This window comes from Nonomuraea monospora (genome assembly GCF_039531895.1).
Taxonomy (GTDB): Bacteria; Actinomycetota; Actinomycetes; order Streptosporangiales; family Streptosporangiaceae; genus Nonomuraea; species Nonomuraea monospora.
The window spans coordinates 96,718-114,561 of the sequence record NZ_BAAAQX010000017.1 but is presented as its reverse complement, the minus strand read 5'-3'; the positions used below and the strand labels follow the sequence as shown (position 1 = coordinate 114,561).

At 67.2% G+C, this 17,844-nt stretch carries 14 protein-coding genes; 12 read left to right on the top strand and 2 right to left on the bottom strand.

Annotation, left to right across the window (positions count from 1 at the left end):
• Window positions 1-8: 8 nt before the first annotated feature.
• The 6 genes from ABD331_RS30295 (at window position 9) to ABD331_RS30270 (ending at window position 7,285) form a co-directional block, all read left to right on the top strand.
• Window positions 9-1,316 (top strand): ABC transporter substrate-binding protein, encoded by a 1,308-nt coding sequence (locus ABD331_RS30295; RefSeq protein ID WP_344481814.1) that lies wholly within the window; start codon window positions 9-11, stop codon window positions 1,314-1,316.
• Complete coding sequence (locus ABD331_RS30290) at window positions 1,317-2,180, top strand: carbohydrate ABC transporter permease (RefSeq protein WP_344481812.1); 864 nt, start codon at window positions 1,317-1,319, stop codon at window positions 2,178-2,180. It begins immediately after the preceding gene.
• Window positions 2,177-2,998: a carbohydrate ABC transporter permease gene (locus tag ABD331_RS30285; RefSeq protein ID WP_344481810.1), complete on the top strand. Its 822-nt coding sequence runs from the start codon at window positions 2,177-2,179 to the stop codon at window positions 2,996-2,998. The genes ABD331_RS30290 and ABD331_RS30285 overlap by 4 nt, the downstream gene beginning before the upstream one ends.
• A gap of 37 nt (window positions 2,999-3,035) precedes the next feature.
• Window positions 3,036-5,891 carry a glycoside hydrolase family 3 protein gene (locus ABD331_RS30280; RefSeq protein ID WP_344481809.1) on the top strand — a complete coding sequence of 952 codons (2,856 nt, stop codon included), beginning with the start codon at window positions 3,036-3,038 and terminating at the stop codon, window positions 5,889-5,891.
• Between the two features lie 49 nt (window positions 5,892-5,940).
• A complete protein-coding gene (locus ABD331_RS30275) occupies window positions 5,941-6,660 on the top strand; it encodes a hypothetical protein (protein WP_344481808.1) in 720 nt (239 codons plus the stop codon).
• Window positions 6,661-6,721: 61 nt separating this feature from the next.
• On the top strand, window positions 6,722-7,285 hold the full coding sequence (locus ABD331_RS30270; protein WP_344481807.1) for a DoxX family protein: 564 nt from the start codon (window positions 6,722-6,724) through the stop codon (window positions 7,283-7,285).
• A gap of 21 nt (window positions 7,286-7,306) precedes the next feature.
• Here the strand turns inward: ABD331_RS30270 and ABD331_RS30265 are convergent, their stop codons facing one another.
• Window positions 7,307-8,077, bottom strand: a complete 771-nt coding sequence (locus ABD331_RS30265; RefSeq protein ID WP_344481805.1) for an SDR family NAD(P)-dependent oxidoreductase — start codon at window positions 8,075-8,077, stop codon at window positions 7,307-7,309.
• A gap of 185 nt (window positions 8,078-8,262) precedes the next feature.
• On the opposite strand from ABD331_RS30265, the gene ABD331_RS30260 reads away from it, so the two are divergent.
• The 6 genes from ABD331_RS30260 (at window position 8,263) to ABD331_RS30235 (ending at window position 16,840) form a co-directional block, all read left to right on the top strand.
• Complete coding sequence (locus ABD331_RS30260) at window positions 8,263-10,923, top strand: cellulose binding domain-containing protein (protein ID WP_344481803.1); 2,661 nt, start codon at window positions 8,263-8,265, stop codon at window positions 10,921-10,923.
• 196 nt (window positions 10,924-11,119) lie between these two features.
• Window positions 11,120-12,952, top strand: coding sequence for an ATP-binding protein (locus tag ABD331_RS30255; protein ID WP_344481800.1), 1,833 nt, complete (start codon window positions 11,120-11,122; stop codon window positions 12,950-12,952).
• 256 nt (window positions 12,953-13,208) lie between these two features.
• Complete coding sequence (locus tag ABD331_RS30250) at window positions 13,209-13,658, top strand: hypothetical protein (protein WP_344481797.1); 450 nt, start codon at window positions 13,209-13,211, stop codon at window positions 13,656-13,658.
• Window positions 13,659-13,716: 58 nt separating this feature from the next.
• Window positions 13,717-14,826, top strand: coding sequence for an acetamidase/formamidase family protein (locus ABD331_RS30245; protein ID WP_344481794.1), 1,110 nt, complete (start codon window positions 13,717-13,719; stop codon window positions 14,824-14,826).
• A 114-nt stretch (window positions 14,827-14,940) separates the two neighbouring features.
• Complete coding sequence (locus ABD331_RS30240) at window positions 14,941-16,020, top strand: hypothetical protein (protein WP_344482132.1); 1,080 nt, start codon at window positions 14,941-14,943, stop codon at window positions 16,018-16,020.
• Window positions 15,998-16,840, top strand: coding sequence for a hypothetical protein (locus tag ABD331_RS30235; RefSeq protein ID WP_344481792.1), 843 nt, complete (start codon window positions 15,998-16,000; stop codon window positions 16,838-16,840). Before ABD331_RS30240 ends, ABD331_RS30235 begins: the two co-directional genes overlap by 23 nt.
• A 200-nt stretch (window positions 16,841-17,040) precedes the next feature.
• Here the strand turns inward: ABD331_RS30235 and ABD331_RS30230 are convergent, their stop codons facing one another.
• A complete protein-coding gene (locus ABD331_RS30230) occupies window positions 17,041-17,841 on the bottom strand; it encodes a carbohydrate ABC transporter permease (protein ID WP_344481790.1) in 801 nt (266 codons plus the stop codon).
• Window positions 17,842-17,844 lie beyond the last annotated feature (3 nt).

Genomic DNA, 17,844 nt, shown 5'->3' with positions numbered 1-17,844 from the left:
GAGGGATCATGGTCAGATTGAGAGGCGCGGCGGTGCTGGCCGCCGCCGCGCTCGCCCTGTCGGCCTGCGGCTCGGGAGGAGACTCGGGCACTCCCAGCCCGGCCGGCTCCGAGCCGCGCGTGCTGAAGCTGTGGCACTACGAGACGGCCGACAGCGCCATGGGCAAGGCGTGGGCCGAGGCGATCAAGAAGTTCGAGGCGTCGCACCCGAACGTGACCGTCAAGTTCGAGGAGAAGGGCTTCGAACAGATCCAGAAGACGGCCAGCATGGTGCTGAACTCCGACGAGGCGCCCGACATCATGGAGTACAACAAGGGCAACGCCACGGCCGGGCTGCTGTCCAAGCAGGGCCTGCTCGCCGACCTGAGCGAGGAGGCCGCCAAGCGGGGCTGGGACAAGCTGCTGCCCGGCGGCCTGCAGACCACCGCCAAGTACGACGACCGGGGCGTGATGGGCTCCGGCAAGTGGTACGGCGTGCCCAACTACGGCGAGTTCGTGATGGTCTACTACAACAAGGACCTCTTCGAGAAGCACAAGGTCGAGGTGCCGGCCACGTTCGAGGAGTTCACGGCCGCGCTGGACACGTTCGTCAAGGCCGGCGTGACGCCCATCGCCAACGCCGGCGCCGAGTACCCGGCGCAGCAGATCTTTTACCAGCTCGCGCTGACCAAGGCGCAGAAGCCGTGGCTGGAGGCGTTCCAGTCCTACAAGGGCAAGGTCGACTTCCACGGCCCCGAGTTCACCTACGGCGCCGACACCTTCGCCGACTGGGTGAAGAAGGGCTACATCGCCAAGAACTCCTCCGGGCTCAAGGCCGAGGACATGGGCGTGGCGTTCATGAACGGCAAGTTCCCCATCGTGATCAGCGGAAGCTGGTGGTACGGCCGCTTCGCCTCCGAGATCAAGGACTTCGAGTGGGGCCACTTCCTGTTCCCCGGCGCCACGATGTCGCCCGGCTCCAGCGGCAACATCTGGGTCGTGCCCGAGAAGTCGGAGAACAAGGACCTGGCCTACGACTTCATCGACATCACGATGAGCAAGGACATCCAGAACCTGCTCGGCAACTCCGGCGGCATCCCCGTGGCCGGCGACGCCACCGCGATCACCGACGCGAAGAGCAAGGAGCTCATCGAGACCTTCAACAAGCTGACCACCGCCGACGGCCTGGCCTTCTACCCCGACTGGCCCGCGCCCGGCTACTACGACGTGCTGGTCGCCGGGGTGCAGGAGCTGATCAACGGCAGCAAGACCTCCGCCCAGGTGCTGGACGACCTCGCCAAGCCGTACGAGGACAACCTCGCCGACATTGGCAACTAGATGAGGGTTCGCACGAGGGGATACTGGCTCTACCTGGTCCCCAGCCTGCTGCTGTTCCTGGCCGTCATCGTCGTGCCGTTCCTGATGAACGTGGGCGCCAGCTTCACCCGCTGGTCGGGGGTGGGCACGCCGAGGTGGATCGGGTTCGACAACTACTCCAGGCTGCTGGAGGACGAGCGGTTCTGGGAGTCGTTCCAGCACAACGTGGGGCTGATCGTGGCGATGGCCGTCGTGCCCACCATGATCGGCCTCGTGCTGGCGGCGGCGCTGTTCGACTACATCGGCAAGCGCTTCGGGCCCCGCACGGCCTCGTCGCTGCGCGCGATGTACTACCTGCCGCAGGTGCTGCCGGTGGCCGTGGCCGGCGTGGTGTGGGGCTGGATGCTGCACCCGTCGTACGGCGCCGTCAACCAGATACTCGGGCTGGACCTCGACTGGCTCGGCGACCCCGACCTGGCGCTGGCCACGGTCATGGGGGTCATGGTCTGGTTCCAGCTCGGCTACCCGGTCGTCATCTTCATGGCCGGGCTGCAGCGGGTGGACCCCGCCTACTACGAGGCCGCCGAGATCGACGGGGCCTCGTGGTGGCGCAGGTTCTGGCACATCACGATCCCGCAGATCCGGCCGGAGATCTTCGTGGTGCTGCTGACGTGCACGATCGCCGCGCTGAAGGTGTTCGGGCCGATCTTCGTGCTGACCCGCGGAGGGCCCGGGAACGCGACGATGGTGCCGTCGTACTTCTCGTACCTGAACTTCTTCCAGAAGAGCAACGTCGGGTACGGCTCCGCGATCGCCACCGTGCTGGCGCTGATCATCATCGTGGTGACGTTCCTGTTCCTGCGCGTCCAGGAGCGTGAGTCATGAGGGGCCCGGGGCGGTGGGCCGTGCTGTTCGCGCTGGCCGTGCTGGCCGTCGTGATGATCTTCCCGTTCGTGATCGTGGCGATGAACGCGGTCAAGTCGCCCGCCGAGTACAGCTCGCAGGGGCCGCTGAGCCTGCCCGACGGGCTCTACCTGCAAGGGATCGTGGACTTCTGGAACCGGGTGGAGTTCGGCACGAAGCTCTGGAACAGCTTCGTCATCAGCGCGTCCGTGGCGGTGCTGGCGGTCGTGCTGTCGGTGCTCAACGCGTACGCGCTGGGCATCGGCAGGGTGAAGGGGCGGCTGTGGATCCTGGTGCTGTTCCTGGTGGCCAACACGCTGCCGCAGGAGTCGCTGGCCTATCCGCTGTACTACCTGGCCAAGGCCGCGGGGCTGTACGACACGCAGCTCTCGGTGATCATCGTGATGACCGCGATCCAGGCGGCGTTCGGCACGTACCTGCTGAGCGCGGTGCTGGGCCAGTTCCCGAAGGAGATCCTGGAGGCGGCGGAGATCGACGGGGCGGGGCGGCTGCGCTCGTTGTGGCGGATCGTGGTGCCGATCAGCCGGCCCACGATCAACGTGCTGCTGATCTTCTTCTTCATCTGGACCTGGAACGAGTTCTTCCTTCCGCTGATCTTCCTGATCTCGAACGACACGCAGACGGTGCCCGTCGCGCTCGGCGTGCTGCAGGGCGAGAAGTACATGGACGCCACCATGTCCAGCGCCTCGGCCCTGCTCGGCGTCGTGCCGGCGATCGCCTTCTTCCTGATCTTCCAGCGCACGCTGACCCGAGGTGTGACGGTCGGCGCCATCAAGTGATGGAGTCTCAATGCGAAAAATCCCATTATTAGCGACTTTGACCCTCGCTGCGTCCCTGCTCTCCGCGCCCGCTCAGGCCGCCGAGACCTACCCCTTCCAGAACCCGGCCCTGCCGCTGGAGCAGCGGGTCGAGGACCTGCTCGGCCGGCTCACCCTGGACGAGAAGCTGGGCCTGCTGCACCAGTCGCAGCCCGCCATCCCGCGCCTGGGCATCGCCTACCACAAGAACGGCACCGAGGCCCTGCACGGCGTCGCCTGGTCCAACCACCTCAACGACAACTGGAACCAGAAGTTCGCAAGCGGCACCGTCTTCCCGCAGGCCATCGGGCTGGCCAGCACCTGGGACACCGCCCTGATCAAGAAGGTCGGCTCGGCCGTCGGAGACGAGGCCCGCGGCTACAACGCCGCCGACCCCGTGCTGTGGGGACTCCAGGTGTGGGCGCCCGTGGTGGACCTGCTGCGCGACCCCCGGGCGGGCCGCAACGAGGAGGGCTACTCCGAGGACCCGCTGCTGACCGGCGCCATCTCGACCGCGTACGGCAAGGGACTGCAGGGCGACGACCCCACGTACCTGAAGACCGCGCCCGTCCTGAAGCACTACCTGGCCTACAACAACGAGAACAACCGCAGCCTCACCTCCTCCAACCTGACGCCCAAGCTCAAGCACGAGTACTACGAGCCCGCGTTCAAGGCGGCCATCTCGGCCGACGCCGCCACCGGCGTGATGGCCTCCTACAACCTGGTCAACGGGCGGCCCAACCACGTCAACCCCGACCTGAACGACGCCGTGCGGTCGTGGACGAACAAGACGCTCTACAACCCCAGCGACGCGTGGGGGCCGCACGCGCTCACCGACCTGGAGCACTACTACGACGACAAACCCGAGGCGTTCGCCGCCGTGCTCAAGGCCGGGCTCGACAGCTTCACCATCGACGGCAGCGACATCAGCATCATGGTCGCCAACCTCAAGGCCGCGCTCGCCCAGGGCCTCATCACCGAGGCGGACGTGGACAAGTCGGTGCGCAGCGTGCTGTCCATCCGGACGCGGCTCGGGCACTTCGACCCGGACGGCGGCCCGTACAAGAAGATCACCGCCGATGTGATCAACAGCGCCGCACACAAACAGCTCAACCGCGAGACGGCCGGCAAGGCGGCCGTGCTGCTGAAGAACTCCGGCGTGCTGCCGCTGGCCAAGCCCAGGTCCGCGGCCGTGGTCGGGCCGCTGTCGGCCAAGCTCTACCGTGACTGGTACGCGGGGCAGCTCCCGTACCAGGTGACGCCGCTGGACGGGGTCAAGGAGCGCGTCCCCGACGTCACCACCGGCGAGGGGCTGGAGCGCATCGCGCTCAAGCACCTCGGCTCCGGCAAGTACATCACCGCCACCGGCACCGGCCCCGACGACAACGCGACGCTGAGCGACACCGCGCCCACCGCCGCCTCCCAGTGGGACCTCACCGACTGGACCGGCGGCGTGTCCACGCTGCGCAACGCCGGCAACGGCAAGCTGCTCGGCGGCGACTGGCGCTCGCTCGACACCGACGACGCCGAGCCCGACGGCTGGTACGTCTCCCAGCAGTTCGCGCTGGAGAAGCAGCCCGACGGCAGCCACCTGATCAGGTACGCCGGCTACGAGACCGTCGAGGGCTGGTTCGCCCTGCCCGACGCCTACGTCGGCGTCACCGCCGAAGGCGCGCTCGGCCTGGTGCCCAAGGCGCAGGCCGCGAAGTTCGCCAAGGAGGTCGTCTCCGACGGCGTCGCAGCCGCCGCCGCGCAGGCCGCCAAGGCCGAGGTCGCAGTCGTCGTGGTGGGCAGCCACCCGTTCGTGGCCGGACGCGAGTTCCACGACCGCGACAACCTGCAGCTCGGCGAGGGGCAGCGGCGGCTGATCGAGGCCGTGCGCAAGGCCAACCCGCGCACCGTGGTGGTCCTGGAGACCAGCTACCCCGTCATCGTGGACGCGCCGACGCTGCTGTGGACCACCCACGCGGGCGCCGAGACCGGCCACGCCGTCGCCGACGTGCTCTTCGGCGACGTCAACCCGGGCGGCCGGCTCACCCAGACCTGGCCCGCCACCGACGACCTGCCCAGCATCCTCGACTACGACCTCACCAAGACCGGCATGACCTACCTGTACGGCCAGGACAAGCCGCTCTACGCCTTCGGGCACGGCCTGAGCTACACCTCCTTCGCCTACCAGGGCCTGCGGGCGCAGGGCGAGCGGGTGAGCGTCAAGGTCACCAACACCGGCAAGGCGAAGGGCGACGAGGTCGTCCAGCTCTACACCCACCAGCAGTCCTCCCGCTTCGAGCAGCCCGTCAAGCAGTTGCGCGGCTTCCAGCGGGTGACGCTGAACCCGGGCGAGACCCGCACGGTCACCTTCACCCTGAAGAAGTCGGACCTGGCCGTCTGGGACCACACCCGCGGCAAGTGGACCGTCGAGAACGCCACCCACGACGTGCTCGTCGGCTCCTCCTCCGACCGGATCCGCCAGTCCACGACGCTGCGCGTGTCCGGCGAGACCGTCCCCGTGCGCGACCTGACCAGGACGACCCGGGCGATGGACTTCGACGACTACTCGGGCGTCGCCTTCGCCGACGAGAGCAAGGTGCGCGGCGAGGTCGTCGAGGGCACGGCGGGCGACTGGGTCTCCTTCACCAGCGCTTCGTGGGGCTCGCGGCTGACCGCCTCGGTCGCCTCCGTGAGCGGCGGCTCGTTCGAGGTGCGGCGCGGCTCGCCGACCGGCGCGCTGCTGGCGACCGTGCAGGTGCCCGCCACGGGCGGGATCTACCAGTACGGGACGGTGAGCGGCACGGTGAAGGCGGGGACCGGGAGCGTGTTCCTGGTGTTCAAGGGCGACCTGCGGATCAAGGACTTCGCGTTCACCAGGTCGTGATCAAGGTTCGGCAGAATCTGCGATCCACTCCGTTCGCGAAAGGCGACTGATGAAGCGGATGATCGCAGGTGCCGCTGTGGCGGCCATGGCCGTGGTCATGGCCGCCACTCCCGCCCACGCTGACCCGGTGAAGGCGTTGCAGGTCAAGCTGAAGGCGGGCAAGGGGGTGAAGTTCCGCGACGTCACGTCGCTGCTCCAGAACAACGACAAGATCACGTTCCTGTGGCGCACCGGGAAGTGGCGGCTCGGCGGGAAGGGCGTCGTCGCCTCCGACATCACCGCCGACTACACGCAGTACGGCGGCGCGATGTTCGACTACATGCGGGGGCTCAAGGGCGGGCGCACGATCTGGGTCAACGGCAGAAGCTGGACCTACGCCCCCGGTGGGCGATCCGAGGAGGACTTCCTGGGCCTGACCGGCGGTCACGTCGGCGCCTACTCCCAACTGGTGAACCCGGCCGAGCCCGCCACCCTGAAGGTGCTGCTCAAGGGCGCGAAGAAGGGCCGCACCTACTCGGGGCGGCTCACCCAGGCCACGCTGTGGAAGGTGTCGCCGTGGTTCCGGGCGTCGTCCACGTTCTTCCAGGGCGCCAGGGTCGTGGTGCGGTACAAGCTCACGCTCGGCCCCGACCACCTGCCGCGCAAGCTCGTCACCTCCCATCCGGCCGCAAGCCATGTGGGAGCGGGGATCGAGGTCGGTGACGGCCGGTTCAGCACCGAGACCACCTACACGGGGTGGGGCTCGGAAGTGAGGATCTCGGCGCCTTGACTCCACTGGATAGCAGTGTTATCTAATAACTAGGTAGTTCTGCTATCCAACGGAGGTTCCCGTGACTGTGATCGTCCTGCTGGTCGCCACCGTGGCGTTCCGGCTGCTCGGCCTGGCGGGCGTCCGCCGCTTCGGCACCTGGCGCGTGAGCGCCGCCCACGGCCTCGCGGTCATGCTCGTCATGACCGCGAGCGCCCACTTCGTCCCCGGCGACGTGACGTTCATGCCCAACTACGACGACATGGTGGCCATGGTGCCGTCGTTCGTGCCGTTCCCGGGCCTGATGGTGTACCTGAGCGGGGTGCTGGAGCTGGCCGGGGCCGTGGGGCTGGTGCTGGAGCCGACCCGCAAGGCCGCCGGGATCTGCCTGGCGCTGCTGTTCGTGGCGTTGCTGCCGGCGAACGTGAACGCGGCCCAGCTCGGGCTGGAGGATGTCGGGTCGCCGCTGTGGCAGCGGGTTCCCGAGCAGGTCCTCTACATCGCGGTCGCGCTCTGGGGCGCGGGGCTCTTCACGCGCTTCGGGGCAGGCCGCGTCTCGGCGGGGCGCGTCTCTGAGCAGCGTGTCTCGAGCAGCGCGTCTCGCAGCAGCGCGTCTGAGCGGCGCGACTTGCCGGAGCGCGTCTGAGTGGCGCGGCCTGCCGGGGTCTCAGCGGACCGTCCAGCCGCCGTCGATCACCAGCGTGTGCCCGGTGATCAGGGACGCGGCCGGTGAGGCGAGGAAGAGCACGGCCCCCGCGACGTCCATCGGCTCCCCGATGCGGTGCAGCGCCGCGATCCGCTCGATCACGTCGGCCTCGAACGCCGGGTCCGACAGGGCGGGCGCGGTGCCGGGGGTGCGGATGAAGGTCGGCGCGACGTTGTTCACGGTGACGCCGTGCGGGCCCCACTCGACAGCCAGGCAGCGGGTGAGGTGCGCGATGGCCGCCTTGGTCATGCAGTAGACGGACTCGCCGGGCAGGGCCACCTCGCCGGCCTGCGAGCCGACGTTCACGATCGTGCCGTGACCCTGCTCGATCATCGCCCGTCCCGCCGCCTGGCTGGCCAGGAAGGTGCCCTTCAGGTTCACCTGCAAGGTCCGGTCGAAGTCCGCCTCCGTGACGTCCTCGGCCGGGTTGCCGGGAGCGATGCCCGCGTTGTTGACCAGGATGTCGATCCGGCCGAACCGCTCCAGCGTGCTCCGCACGGCCGCCTGTATCTGGCCTGGCACGGTCATGTCCATCTGCAGCGGCAGCGCGGCGCGCCCCATCCGCTCGATCTCGGCTGACAGCCCGCCGTCCGCCGTCGCGTCCCGCAGACCCAGCGCGAGGTCCGCTCCGGCGTTGGCCAGGGCCAGTGAGATGGCCCGGCCGAGACCTCGCGCCGCGCCCGTGACCAGCGCGATCTTGCCATCCACCCGGTACTCGGGAAAGCCTGTCATGACACCCCTTAATTGGTTGCCTGTCCAAACTATTGACCTCTGTCGCGCGCGTGTGTGAGCCTGCTGTGTGAAGCTCATGCGCGAAGGCGCGGCGACGGTCAGGGTCGGTGCACTCTGCTCGTGCATGGCGGTCATCTGACGCCTTTGGTGCGCCTGCCGGCGTGCCTGGAAAGGAAGAGCCGCGCATGCGAAGAAGATTATTCGTCATGCTCACGACCGCCGCCGTCCTGCTCGTGGCGGCCGTGGTGCGGATGTCGCCGGTCTCGGCGGTCGCCGCGGACCCGTACGCGTACAAGAACGTGCGCATCGACGGCGGCGGCTTCGTGCCGGGGATCATCTTCAACCCGACGGAACGCAACCTCATCTACGCCCGCACCGACATCGGCGGCGCGTACCGGTGGAACCAGTCCACCAAGTCCTGGACGCCGCTCCTCGACTGGGTCGGCTGGGACAAATGGGGCTACAACGGTGTGATCAGCATGGCCACCGACCCCGTACAGACCAACCGCGTGTACGCCGCCGTCGGCATGTACACCAACACCTGGGACCCCAACAACGGCGCCATCCTGCGCTCCACCGACAAGGGCGACACCTGGCAGGTCACGGCGCTGCCGTTCAAGCTGGGCGGCAACATGCCGGGACGCGGCATGGGCGAGGCCCTGTCCGTGGACCCGAACGACAACCGCGTGCTCTACTTCGGCGCGCCCAACGGCAACGGACTGTGGCGCAGCACCGACTACGGCGCCACCTGGGCCAAGGTGACCAGCTTCCCCAACGCGGGCAACTACGCCCAGGACCCCAGCGACCCCAACGGCTACCTCAGCCACCGGCCCGGCGTCGTCTGGGTGACCTACGACAAGCGCTCGTCCACCGCCGGCACCGCCACCAGGACCATCTACGTCGGCGTCGCCGACAAGGACAACACGGTCTACCGCACCACCGACGGCGGCGCCACCTGGTCCCGCCTGGCCGGCCAGCCCACCGGCTACATCGCGCACAAGGGCGTGCTGGACACCGTCAACGGCTACCTCTACCTCGCCACCAGCGACACCGGCGGGCCGTACGACGGGGCCAAGGGCGACGTGTGGCGCTACGCCACCGCCACCGGCGCCTGGACCCAGATCAGCCCCATCCCGTCCTCCAGCGCCGACGACTACTTCGGCTACAGCGGCCTGACCATCGACCGGCAGGACCCCGCCACCATCATGGTCGCCACCCAGATCTCCTGGTGGCCCGACGTCATCTTCTTCCGCTCCACCGACTCCGGCGCCACGTGGACCCGCGTATGGGACTGGACCTCCTACCCCAACCGCTCCTTCCGCTACAAGATGGACGTCGCCGCGAACCCCTGGCTGACCTTCGGCACCAACCCGCAGCCCCCCGAGGTCACGCCCAAGCTCGGCTGGATGACCGAATCCCTGGAGATCGACCCGTTCGACTCCAACCGGATGATGTACGGCACCGGCGCCACCATTTACGGCACCGAGGACCTCGGCCTGTGGGACTCCGGCGGCCAGTTCACCATCAGGCCCATGGCCAAGGGCCTCGAAGAGACGGCCGTGCTCGACCTGATCAGCCCGCCCAGCGGCGCGCCCCTGGTCAGCGGCCTCGGCGACATCGCCGGCTTCCGCCACACGAACCTGGACACCGTACCGTCCATGATGTTCACGCAGCCGAACTTCACCTCCACCACCAGCCTCGACTACGCCGAGAAGTCGCCCTCCATCATGGTCAGGGCGGGCAACTTCACCGACGCCGACCGCCCCAACGACAGCCACGTCGCCTTCTCCACCGACGGCGGCGCCAACTGGTTCCAGGGCACCGAGCCCGGCGGCGTCAACGAGGGCGGCACCGTCGCCGCCGCGGCCGACGGCTCCCGCTTCGTCTGGGCGCCCAAGGGCGTGACCCCCGTCTACTCGGTCGGCTACGGCAACTCCTGGCAGACCGCCTCCGGCCTGCCCACCGGCGCCACCGTGGAGTCCGACCGGGTCAACCCGCAGAAGTTCTACGGCCTCAGCGGCGGACGCCTCTACGTCAGCACCAACGGCGGCGCCACCTTCACCGCCACCGCCGCGACCGGCCTGCCCGCCACCGCCACCAAGTTCAAGGCCGTGCCCGGGATCGAGGGCGACCTGTGGCTCGCCGGAGAGGGCGGCCTGTGGCACTCCACGAACAGCGGCGCCTCGTTCACCAAGGTGTCCGGGGTGACGAACTCCGTGAACGTCGGCTTCGGCAAGGCGGCGCCAGGGGCGACGTACCAGGCGGTCTACGCCGTCGCCACCGTTGACGGCATCACCGGCCTGTACCGCTCGGACAACGGCGGGGCGGCCTGGGTGCGCATCAACGACGACAAGCACCAGTGGGGGAACATGGGGGAGGCGCTGACGGGGGATCCGCGGGTGTACGGGCGCGTCTACCTGGGCACCAACGGGCGCGGCATCATCTACGGCGACCGCACCGGCCCTCCCGTCACCGTCACCCCCACCGTCACCCCGACGGTTACTCCGACTGTCACTCCGACCGTGACGCCGACCACTGGCACTGGTTGCACGGCCACCTACAAGCCGGGCAACTCGTGGCCGGGCGGATTCCAGGCCGAGGTCTCCGTCCAGAACACCGGCACCTCCGCCATCACCGGCTGGCGGGTGACCTGGACCTGGGCCGGTGACCAGAAGATCACCACCATCTGGAGCGCCACCCAGACGCAGTCGGGGACGAACGTCACGGCCGTGAACGTCGGCTACAACGGCAACCTGGCCGCCGGCGCTTCCACGTCGTTCGGCTTCAACGGCAGCTACTCCGGCACCAACACCCCACCCACCACCCTCACCTGCACCCCGGCCTAACCGCCACAACCGTGGGAGGCGCTGCGTCGCGCGCTCACGCAACGCCTCCCAACGGCTCATGTATCCATGGAAGACCTTGGAAGGACGAGGACGCATACCGCCCGATCGAAGCACGCGGTTCGGGCAGGTGGCGAAGTCAGTACACGTGTTGTAAATCTAGGCGTGATCTACAACACGGTCTTGTAGATCACGCCTTGTGGATTTGATTGAGCTGACGGCCTTGATCGCTGATCTTCGTAGTGAGGGCAACGACTTCGCCGAGGTTGAGGTCAAGCAGGCTTCGGGAGGCTTCCCGTCCTCGCTCGCGCCGACACTGTCGGCGTTCGCCAATACTCCGGGAGGCGGGATAGCGATCTTCGGCTTGGATGAGTCGGACAGCTTCGGCGCGGTGGGAGTCTACGACGTCGTAGCCTGCAAATCCGCGTTGGCCTCACTGTCAAGGAACGGCCTTGAGCCACCCATAAATCCGCAGACCTGGGATTATGTCGTGGAGGGCCAGGCCGTTGTCGTCGCGAAGATCGATGAGATGTCGGGCTCGATGAAGCCCTGCCGGGTTCGTTCTACAGGGAAGGCGTATCTCCGATCCTATGATGGCGATTACGAGCTTTCGCAGCTCGAAGAGCAGGCTTTCATCGCCAATCGTGACACACCTCGCTTCGATCAGGCGATGGTGGATGGTGCCACCTCGGCGGAGCTGGACGAGGATCTCGTTGCGACCTATGTCGACTCCTGCCGTGCCAACTCGGCTGCCCTGGCCCGCATGTCGGATGCCGAGATTCTGTTCAGAACAGACGTAGTCTCGGGTCCTGACAGGAGCCCCACCCTGGCCGGCCTCCTCTCGCTGGGAGTGTATCCGCAACAGTTCTTCCCGAACCTTGTCATTCAGGCCAGCGTGGCTCCTGGTCCGGGAGACCCCAAAGGCACCAGAGTTGTTGACGCGAAGAGATTCGACGGGCCGATCCCGTTGATGCTGGATCAAGCCCTCAGATGGGTTCAAAGGAATACAAGAACTCGAGTACGCTTCGGCCGCGACGGACACGGTAGGGACGAGCCCGAGTATCCGATGGAGGCAGTCAGGGAGCTGCTGTCGAACGCGCTCGTTCATCGCGACCTAGGACCTTATGCGCTGGGTGAAGCCATCACCCTTCGCATCGAGAACACTCAGCTCATCCTCAGCAACCCAGGAGGGCTGTGGGGGCTGTCGGTGGGCAGGCTAGGGCAGACAGGTGTTACATCCTCGCGAAACGGATACCTCGTCAGGATATGCCAGAATGTGCGACTCGGGCGCGATCAACGTGTCGTCGAAGCCCTTGCCTCCGGAATTCCGACGGTTCTGCGGAGTCTTCGTGAGGCCGGCATGGTATCCCCTCGATTCCATGATCAGGGTGTCCGATTCACGGTACGAGTGCCGAATCACGCCCTGCTCTCGTCCGCCGACCTGGAATGGCTCTCCGAAGTGAATCCCCGGGCACCGCTGAGTGACATACAACGTCATGCACTCGTCGCGATGCGCCACGGTTTGCGATGGACGAACAAGACTCTCCGTGAAGCCTTCTCCATGGATTCGCTCGAGGCGCGGAACACTCTGGGGGGACTGGTCGATGCAGGGGTAGCGGAAGCAATCGGAGAACGTGGCGGACGCGTATACCGGCTCGCTCATGGACTTGAGAACCGCTGGCCCGCACAGGTCCAGCAGCGTCTCCCCCTTGAGAGCGTGACGTCGGCACCTTCCTCGTCTCGCCATGCACAAGAAGAAGAGCCACCCTCAAACAAACCAGTGGTGTCGCGCCGGAAGGGCGCTCGTAGAGCGAATGCCGATGAGATACGAGGGCTGCTTGCTTCAGGCCCTGTTTCGGCTCCCCGAATTCGCGAGATGACCGGGCTCTCGGAGCGTCAAGTGCACTATGCCCTGGCTCTGTTGAAAGAGGAAGGGGATGTGATACTCGTAGGAGGGCGAGGCGATAGGCACAGCATGTGGCAACTGGCGGCACCGGCAGATAATTCCACCGATCCGAATCCTGAAGCGTAACCCGGGCCGATCGCCACTCGCATGCGTGCGCCCCGCCACCATCAAGCAGGACGATCCGCTGCTCGACTTGATCCACCAGTTCGTCACCGTCGCCGCGCGAGGCCGTACCTTACTGACGAACGCCTGAAGACCCTGATCCAGGCGGTCAGCGACATCCTCAGCGAGGAGAACACCCGCCTGCTCCGCCTGTCACTGCAGCCGACCACCTGACCCCGCCCCCGAGCCTGCGGAGGCTCTCATCGGGTAGCAGCCTGCCATGCACACACTCGTCAAGAGCCTGATCGCGGGCGCGGCAGGCACCAGCGCGCTCAATATCGCCACATATCTCGACATGGCGATCCGGGCCCGCGCCGCCAGCAGCACCCCGTCCCAGGCCGTCGAGAAGCTGACCGACCTGACGGACATCAGCCTCGGCGACGGCGAGCAGGCCGACAACCGCAAGGAGGCCCTCGGCGCGCTCCTCGGCTACGCCACGGGCGCCGGCGCGGCTCTGTGCTACGGCCTGCTCTCCTCGGGCCGCCGCCCGTCCTGGCCGGTCGGGGTGTCCGCGCTGACGGCGCTCGCCATGACCGGCTCGAACGCGCCGCTGACCGCCCTCGGCACCACCGACCCCCGCGAGTGGCCGGCCTCGGCCTGGGTGTCGGACGTCATCCCGCATCTCGCGTACGGGATCACCGCGTACGTGGCGTACGAACTGCTCTCTTGACAGGAGAGACGGGCGGGCGAAGCGTGACGCACACACGCGTCACCCGAGGGGGCCCGCCATGCCCGTGCACGAGATCCGCATCGACCCCGCCCTCCCGCTCCGCGACGAGCCCGGAACCGGCCACAACCGCTGGCACCCCGACATCCCGCCCGTCGTCCGCTGCGCGCCGGGCGACGAGGTCGTCATGGAGACCAGGGACGCGTTCGACGGCCAGATGGGCCAGGACGCCACGCTGAAGACCGTCGAAGCCCCGGACCTCGACGTCGTCCACCCGCTCACCGGCCCGGTCCACGTGGACGGCGCGCAGCCGGGCGACCTCCTGGAGATCGAGATCCTGGAGATCGCCCCTGACACCTACGGCTACACCGTGCAGGTGCCCGGCTTCGGCTTCCTGCGTGATGTGTTCCCCGAGCCGTTCATCGTGCGCTGGCACCTCGCGGACGGCTGGGCGACCTCCGACGACCTGCCGGGCGTACGCGTGCCGGCGGCCCCGTTCATGGGCACGATCGGCCTCTCACCCGGCCACGCCGCCCTGTCCAGGATCACCGCCCGCGAGCAGGCGGCCCTGGAGCGCGGCGGCTTCGTCCTCCCACCGTCCCCGGACGGCGCCGTCCCCGCCACCGTCGGCCGTACCGGCCTGCGCACCATCCCGCCCCGCGAACAGGCGGGCAACGTGGACATCAAGCAACTCGGCGCCGGCACCCGCCTGTACATCCCGGTGGACACGCCGGGCGCCCTCTTCTCCGCCGGCGACGCCCACTTCGCCCAGGGCGACTCCGAAGCCTGCGGCACCGCCATCGAGATGCGCGCCACCCTACGCGTCCGCTTCGCCCTCCACCCGGGCGAGGCCGCGGCCAAGGGCATCAGGGGCCCGCGCTTCGCCCGTTCGGACTACTGGGTGGCGCCGTCGTACGCGGCTCCGCGCCGTTTCTACGCGACCACCGGGATGTCGGTGAGCCGCGACGGTGAGGTGGTGGCCGAGGACGCGACGCTGGCGGCGCGGAACGCGCTGCTGGAGATGATCTCGCATCTGGGGGAGCGGGGGTGGAGTGCGCAGCAGGCGTACGCGATCTGCAGCGTGGCGGTGGATCTCAAGGTGAGCCAGTTGGTGGACGTGCCCAGCTTCCTGGTGTCGGCGTTCCTGCCGGAGGACATCTTCACGGATTAGTCCCGGAGGCCTGTAGCGCTGCGTAGCGACACGCCATGTGTTCAGGAAACCCCCTTGTTCCGTGGCCAACGGAGATAAGGTGTTTCCTGAACACCGAGGACGGGAGAGTCCGTGATGGCGGCGGACCCGCAGCCCCCGAGCGAAGCAGAACTTCTGCAGGTAGGAAGAGCTGCGCTCGATGACCGGTTGCCGACTGGATGGGATCTCCGGCCCTTGGCCCGGGAAACGCAGGATGCGCGCTTCGACGCTCTTTGGCAGGTGACAGCACCGGACGGAACCTCGGTCGTGCTGCTAGTGGAAGCGAAGCGCGTAGTGCTAAGGCGTGACCTCACTGTGCTGCATCAACAACTGGATGCCGCGGCGAAGCAGCATCCAGGCAGCCACGGGCTTGTCGTCGCCCGCTACCTGTCGCCACCTGTGCGCAAGTGGCTCTCTGAGGCTGGCCTGTCCTACATAGACGCGACGGGCAACATGGCCCTGAACGTCTCCAAGCCCGGTCTGTACCTTGCAGACCGCGGGGCTGACCATGATCCGTGGCGCGGCACTGGGAGACCGCGTGGGACGTTGAAGGGCGCACCGGCAGCGAAGGTGGTGCGCGCGCTGGTGGACTATGGCAGATCTTGGACGATCCGCGAGTTGGTCAAAGCTGCCGATTCTTCTACCGGGTCCACCTATCGGGTGATCGAGTTCCTCGAGAACGAGGACTTGGTGACGCGGAACAGCTCGGGCGCGGTTGTGGTTCCGAGTTGGGTCGCGCTGCTGAGACGTTGGAGCGAGGACTACGGGTTCGTGCGGAACAGTCGCGTGACACGCTGGATAGCACCAAGAGGCCTTCCGGACCTCATGCGGCGGGCATCGGAGAATCCAGTCCAGTACGCCGTGACCGGAACCTTGGCCGCGTCCACCTGGGCCCCCTATGCTCCCGCCCGCGCTGCCATGATCTACACGGCGGATGCTCAACACACTGCACGACTATGGGACCTTCGCCCGGCGGATGCCGGAGCGAATGTGATGCTGGCCGAGCCGGAAACCGACGTCGTCTTCACCCGTACCCTCACCGACGCCTCCGGTTTCACGATCGCAGCGCCGTCCCAGGTCGCCGTCGACTTGATGACGGGTCCTGGACGCAGTCCCTCCGAAGCCGAAGAACTCATCGAATGGATGACGCGACATGAATCCTCCTGGCGTAGATAGTGGCGACATCCTCGTACGATCTCGATCCGCGCTGCTTGATGCGTTGGCTGCGCTGGATGCCCACCGCGACGCTGTGATCGTCATCGGTGCGCAGGCCATTTACCTGCGTACCTCAGGAAGTCCAGTCGCACTCGCCGAGACGACGAAAGACAGTGATCTCGCGCTCGACCCGAGAATCCTGGAGGACGAGCCGCTTTTGGAACGGTCCATGATGAGTGCGGGTTTCTATCGCGATCCCATCGGAGGACAGCCCGGAGCGTGGCTCAACCCCGAGGGCATCCCCGTCGATCTGATGGTGCCCGAAGCCCTCGCAGGACCAGGGACGAGAAACACGCGGGGAGCCCGCATTCCACCTCATGATCGCCGTGCCACTCGGCGCGCTCGAGGCCTGGAAGCCGCCGTCATCGACAACTCGAGCATGAACGTCTCTGCCCTTGACCCGGCCGACCTTCGCGTCTACCAAGTCAGGGTCGCCGGGCCTGCGGCCCTGCTGGTGGCCAAACTCCATAAGATCGCGGAACGACTTTCTGCTCCTGACCGGCTGAACGACAAGGACGCGCACGACACGTACCGCATCCTCATCGACGCCGACACCGCAGAGCTGGCCGCCACTTTTACGCTTCTGTCTCTCGAACCCATCAGCAGTGAGGTCACAGGCCAGGCCATCGAACATCTGGCCGCACTGTTCGCGGTCGGGCCCGACGCGCTCGGCTCCATGATGGCCGGACGCGCTGAAGAAGGGATCGGCGAGCCCGAGACTGTCGCCTTGGCCGCGTCCCTGCTCGCTGCTGATCTCGTGAGCGCCTTGCAGCGCGGTTGATTGTCCTCGACGTGGTCCTTGCGGTCTCGGTGGACGTGTCCAAGGCTCGTTAGGACGGTTCATGCCGGGGAGAGCGCGAGAGGGCTGGGAAGCCCTCTCGCCCCGGGGTTCGCGGCGAATGCCGCGAACCCCGAACGAACACAGCCCGAGCCGTAAGGCGAGGTCCTTTGGGGGCGGGCCCGGGAAGAACGCCCGAGCGATCAGCCCTTGATGGCGCCCACGATCACACCCTTGGTGAAGTGGCGTTGCACCAGGGGATACATGATGAGCGCAGGAATGACGGCGATCACCACGATGGCCATCTTGATAGCCAGGGTGGGAGGCGCGTCCCCCGTGACCCCGGCCGTTGCCGCCGGCAGCGGGTTGGAGTCCACCACGTACTGCCGCAAGATCAAAGCCAACGGCCACTTCCGAGTGTCATCCATGTACAACATCGCGTTGAACCAAGCATTCCAATATCCCACCGCGTAGAACATGGCCACCACAGCCGTGACCGCCTTGGACATCGGCAGAACGATCTGGACCAGGATCCGGAACTCCCCGGCCCCATCGATCCGCGCACTGTCCAGGATCTCCTGCGGAATGCCCATGAAGAACGACCGCAGCACCACCACGTTGAACGCCGAAACAGCGGTAGGCAGGATCAACGCCCAGTAGCTGTCCTTCAACCCGAGCCCGCTCACCATCAGGTATACGGGAATGATTCCGGGAAAGAACACGAACATCAGCAGAACGCTGAACAGCAGCGGCCGGTGCAGGAAGGACCCGGGGCGCGACAGCGAGTACGCCCCCAGGATGCTAACCCCGGCACTGATGAGCGTCCCCACCACGGTGACGCCGGTGCTGACGATCACAGCCCGGCTGACGACGGTGTCGGAGGAGATCTGCCGGTAGGCCTCGAACGTGATCCCGTCGGGCACCAGCACGAGCCCGCCCGCCCGGGTGACGGTGCCGGAGGAGCTGAGGCTGGTCAGGACGATGGTGTAGAGGGGGCCGAGCACGGC

Bases quoted from the DNA above. Each gene is read 5' to 3' on its own strand.
- ABD331_RS30235 (WP_344481792.1), top strand. From the start codon at position 15,998: ATGAATCCTCCTGGCGTAGATAGTGGCGACATCCTCGTACGATCTCGA.
- ABD331_RS30250 (WP_344481797.1), top strand. From the start codon at position 13,209: ATGCACACACTCGTCAAGAGCCTGATCGCGGGCGCGGCAGGCACCAGC.
- ABD331_RS30285 (WP_344481810.1), top strand. From the start codon at position 2,177: ATGAGGGGCCCGGGGCGGTGGGCCGTGCTGTTCGCGCTGGCCGTGCTG.
- ABD331_RS30240 (WP_344482132.1), top strand. From the start codon at position 14,941: ATGGCGGCGGACCCGCAGCCCCCGAGCGAAGCAGAACTTCTGCAGGTA.
- ABD331_RS30265 (WP_344481805.1), bottom strand. From the start codon at position 8,077: ATGACAGGCTTTCCCGAGTACCGGGTGGATGGCAAGATCGCGCTGGTC.
- ABD331_RS30260 (WP_344481803.1), top strand. From the start codon at position 8,263: ATGCGAAGAAGATTATTCGTCATGCTCACGACCGCCGCCGTCCTGCTC.
- ABD331_RS30275 (WP_344481808.1), top strand. From the start codon at position 5,941: ATGAAGCGGATGATCGCAGGTGCCGCTGTGGCGGCCATGGCCGTGGTC.
- ABD331_RS30290 (WP_344481812.1), top strand. From the start codon at position 1,317: ATGAGGGTTCGCACGAGGGGATACTGGCTCTACCTGGTCCCCAGCCTG.
- ABD331_RS30295 (WP_344481814.1), top strand. From the start codon at position 9: ATGGTCAGATTGAGAGGCGCGGCGGTGCTGGCCGCCGCCGCGCTCGCC.
- ABD331_RS30245 (WP_344481794.1), top strand. From the start codon at position 13,717: ATGCCCGTGCACGAGATCCGCATCGACCCCGCCCTCCCGCTCCGCGAC.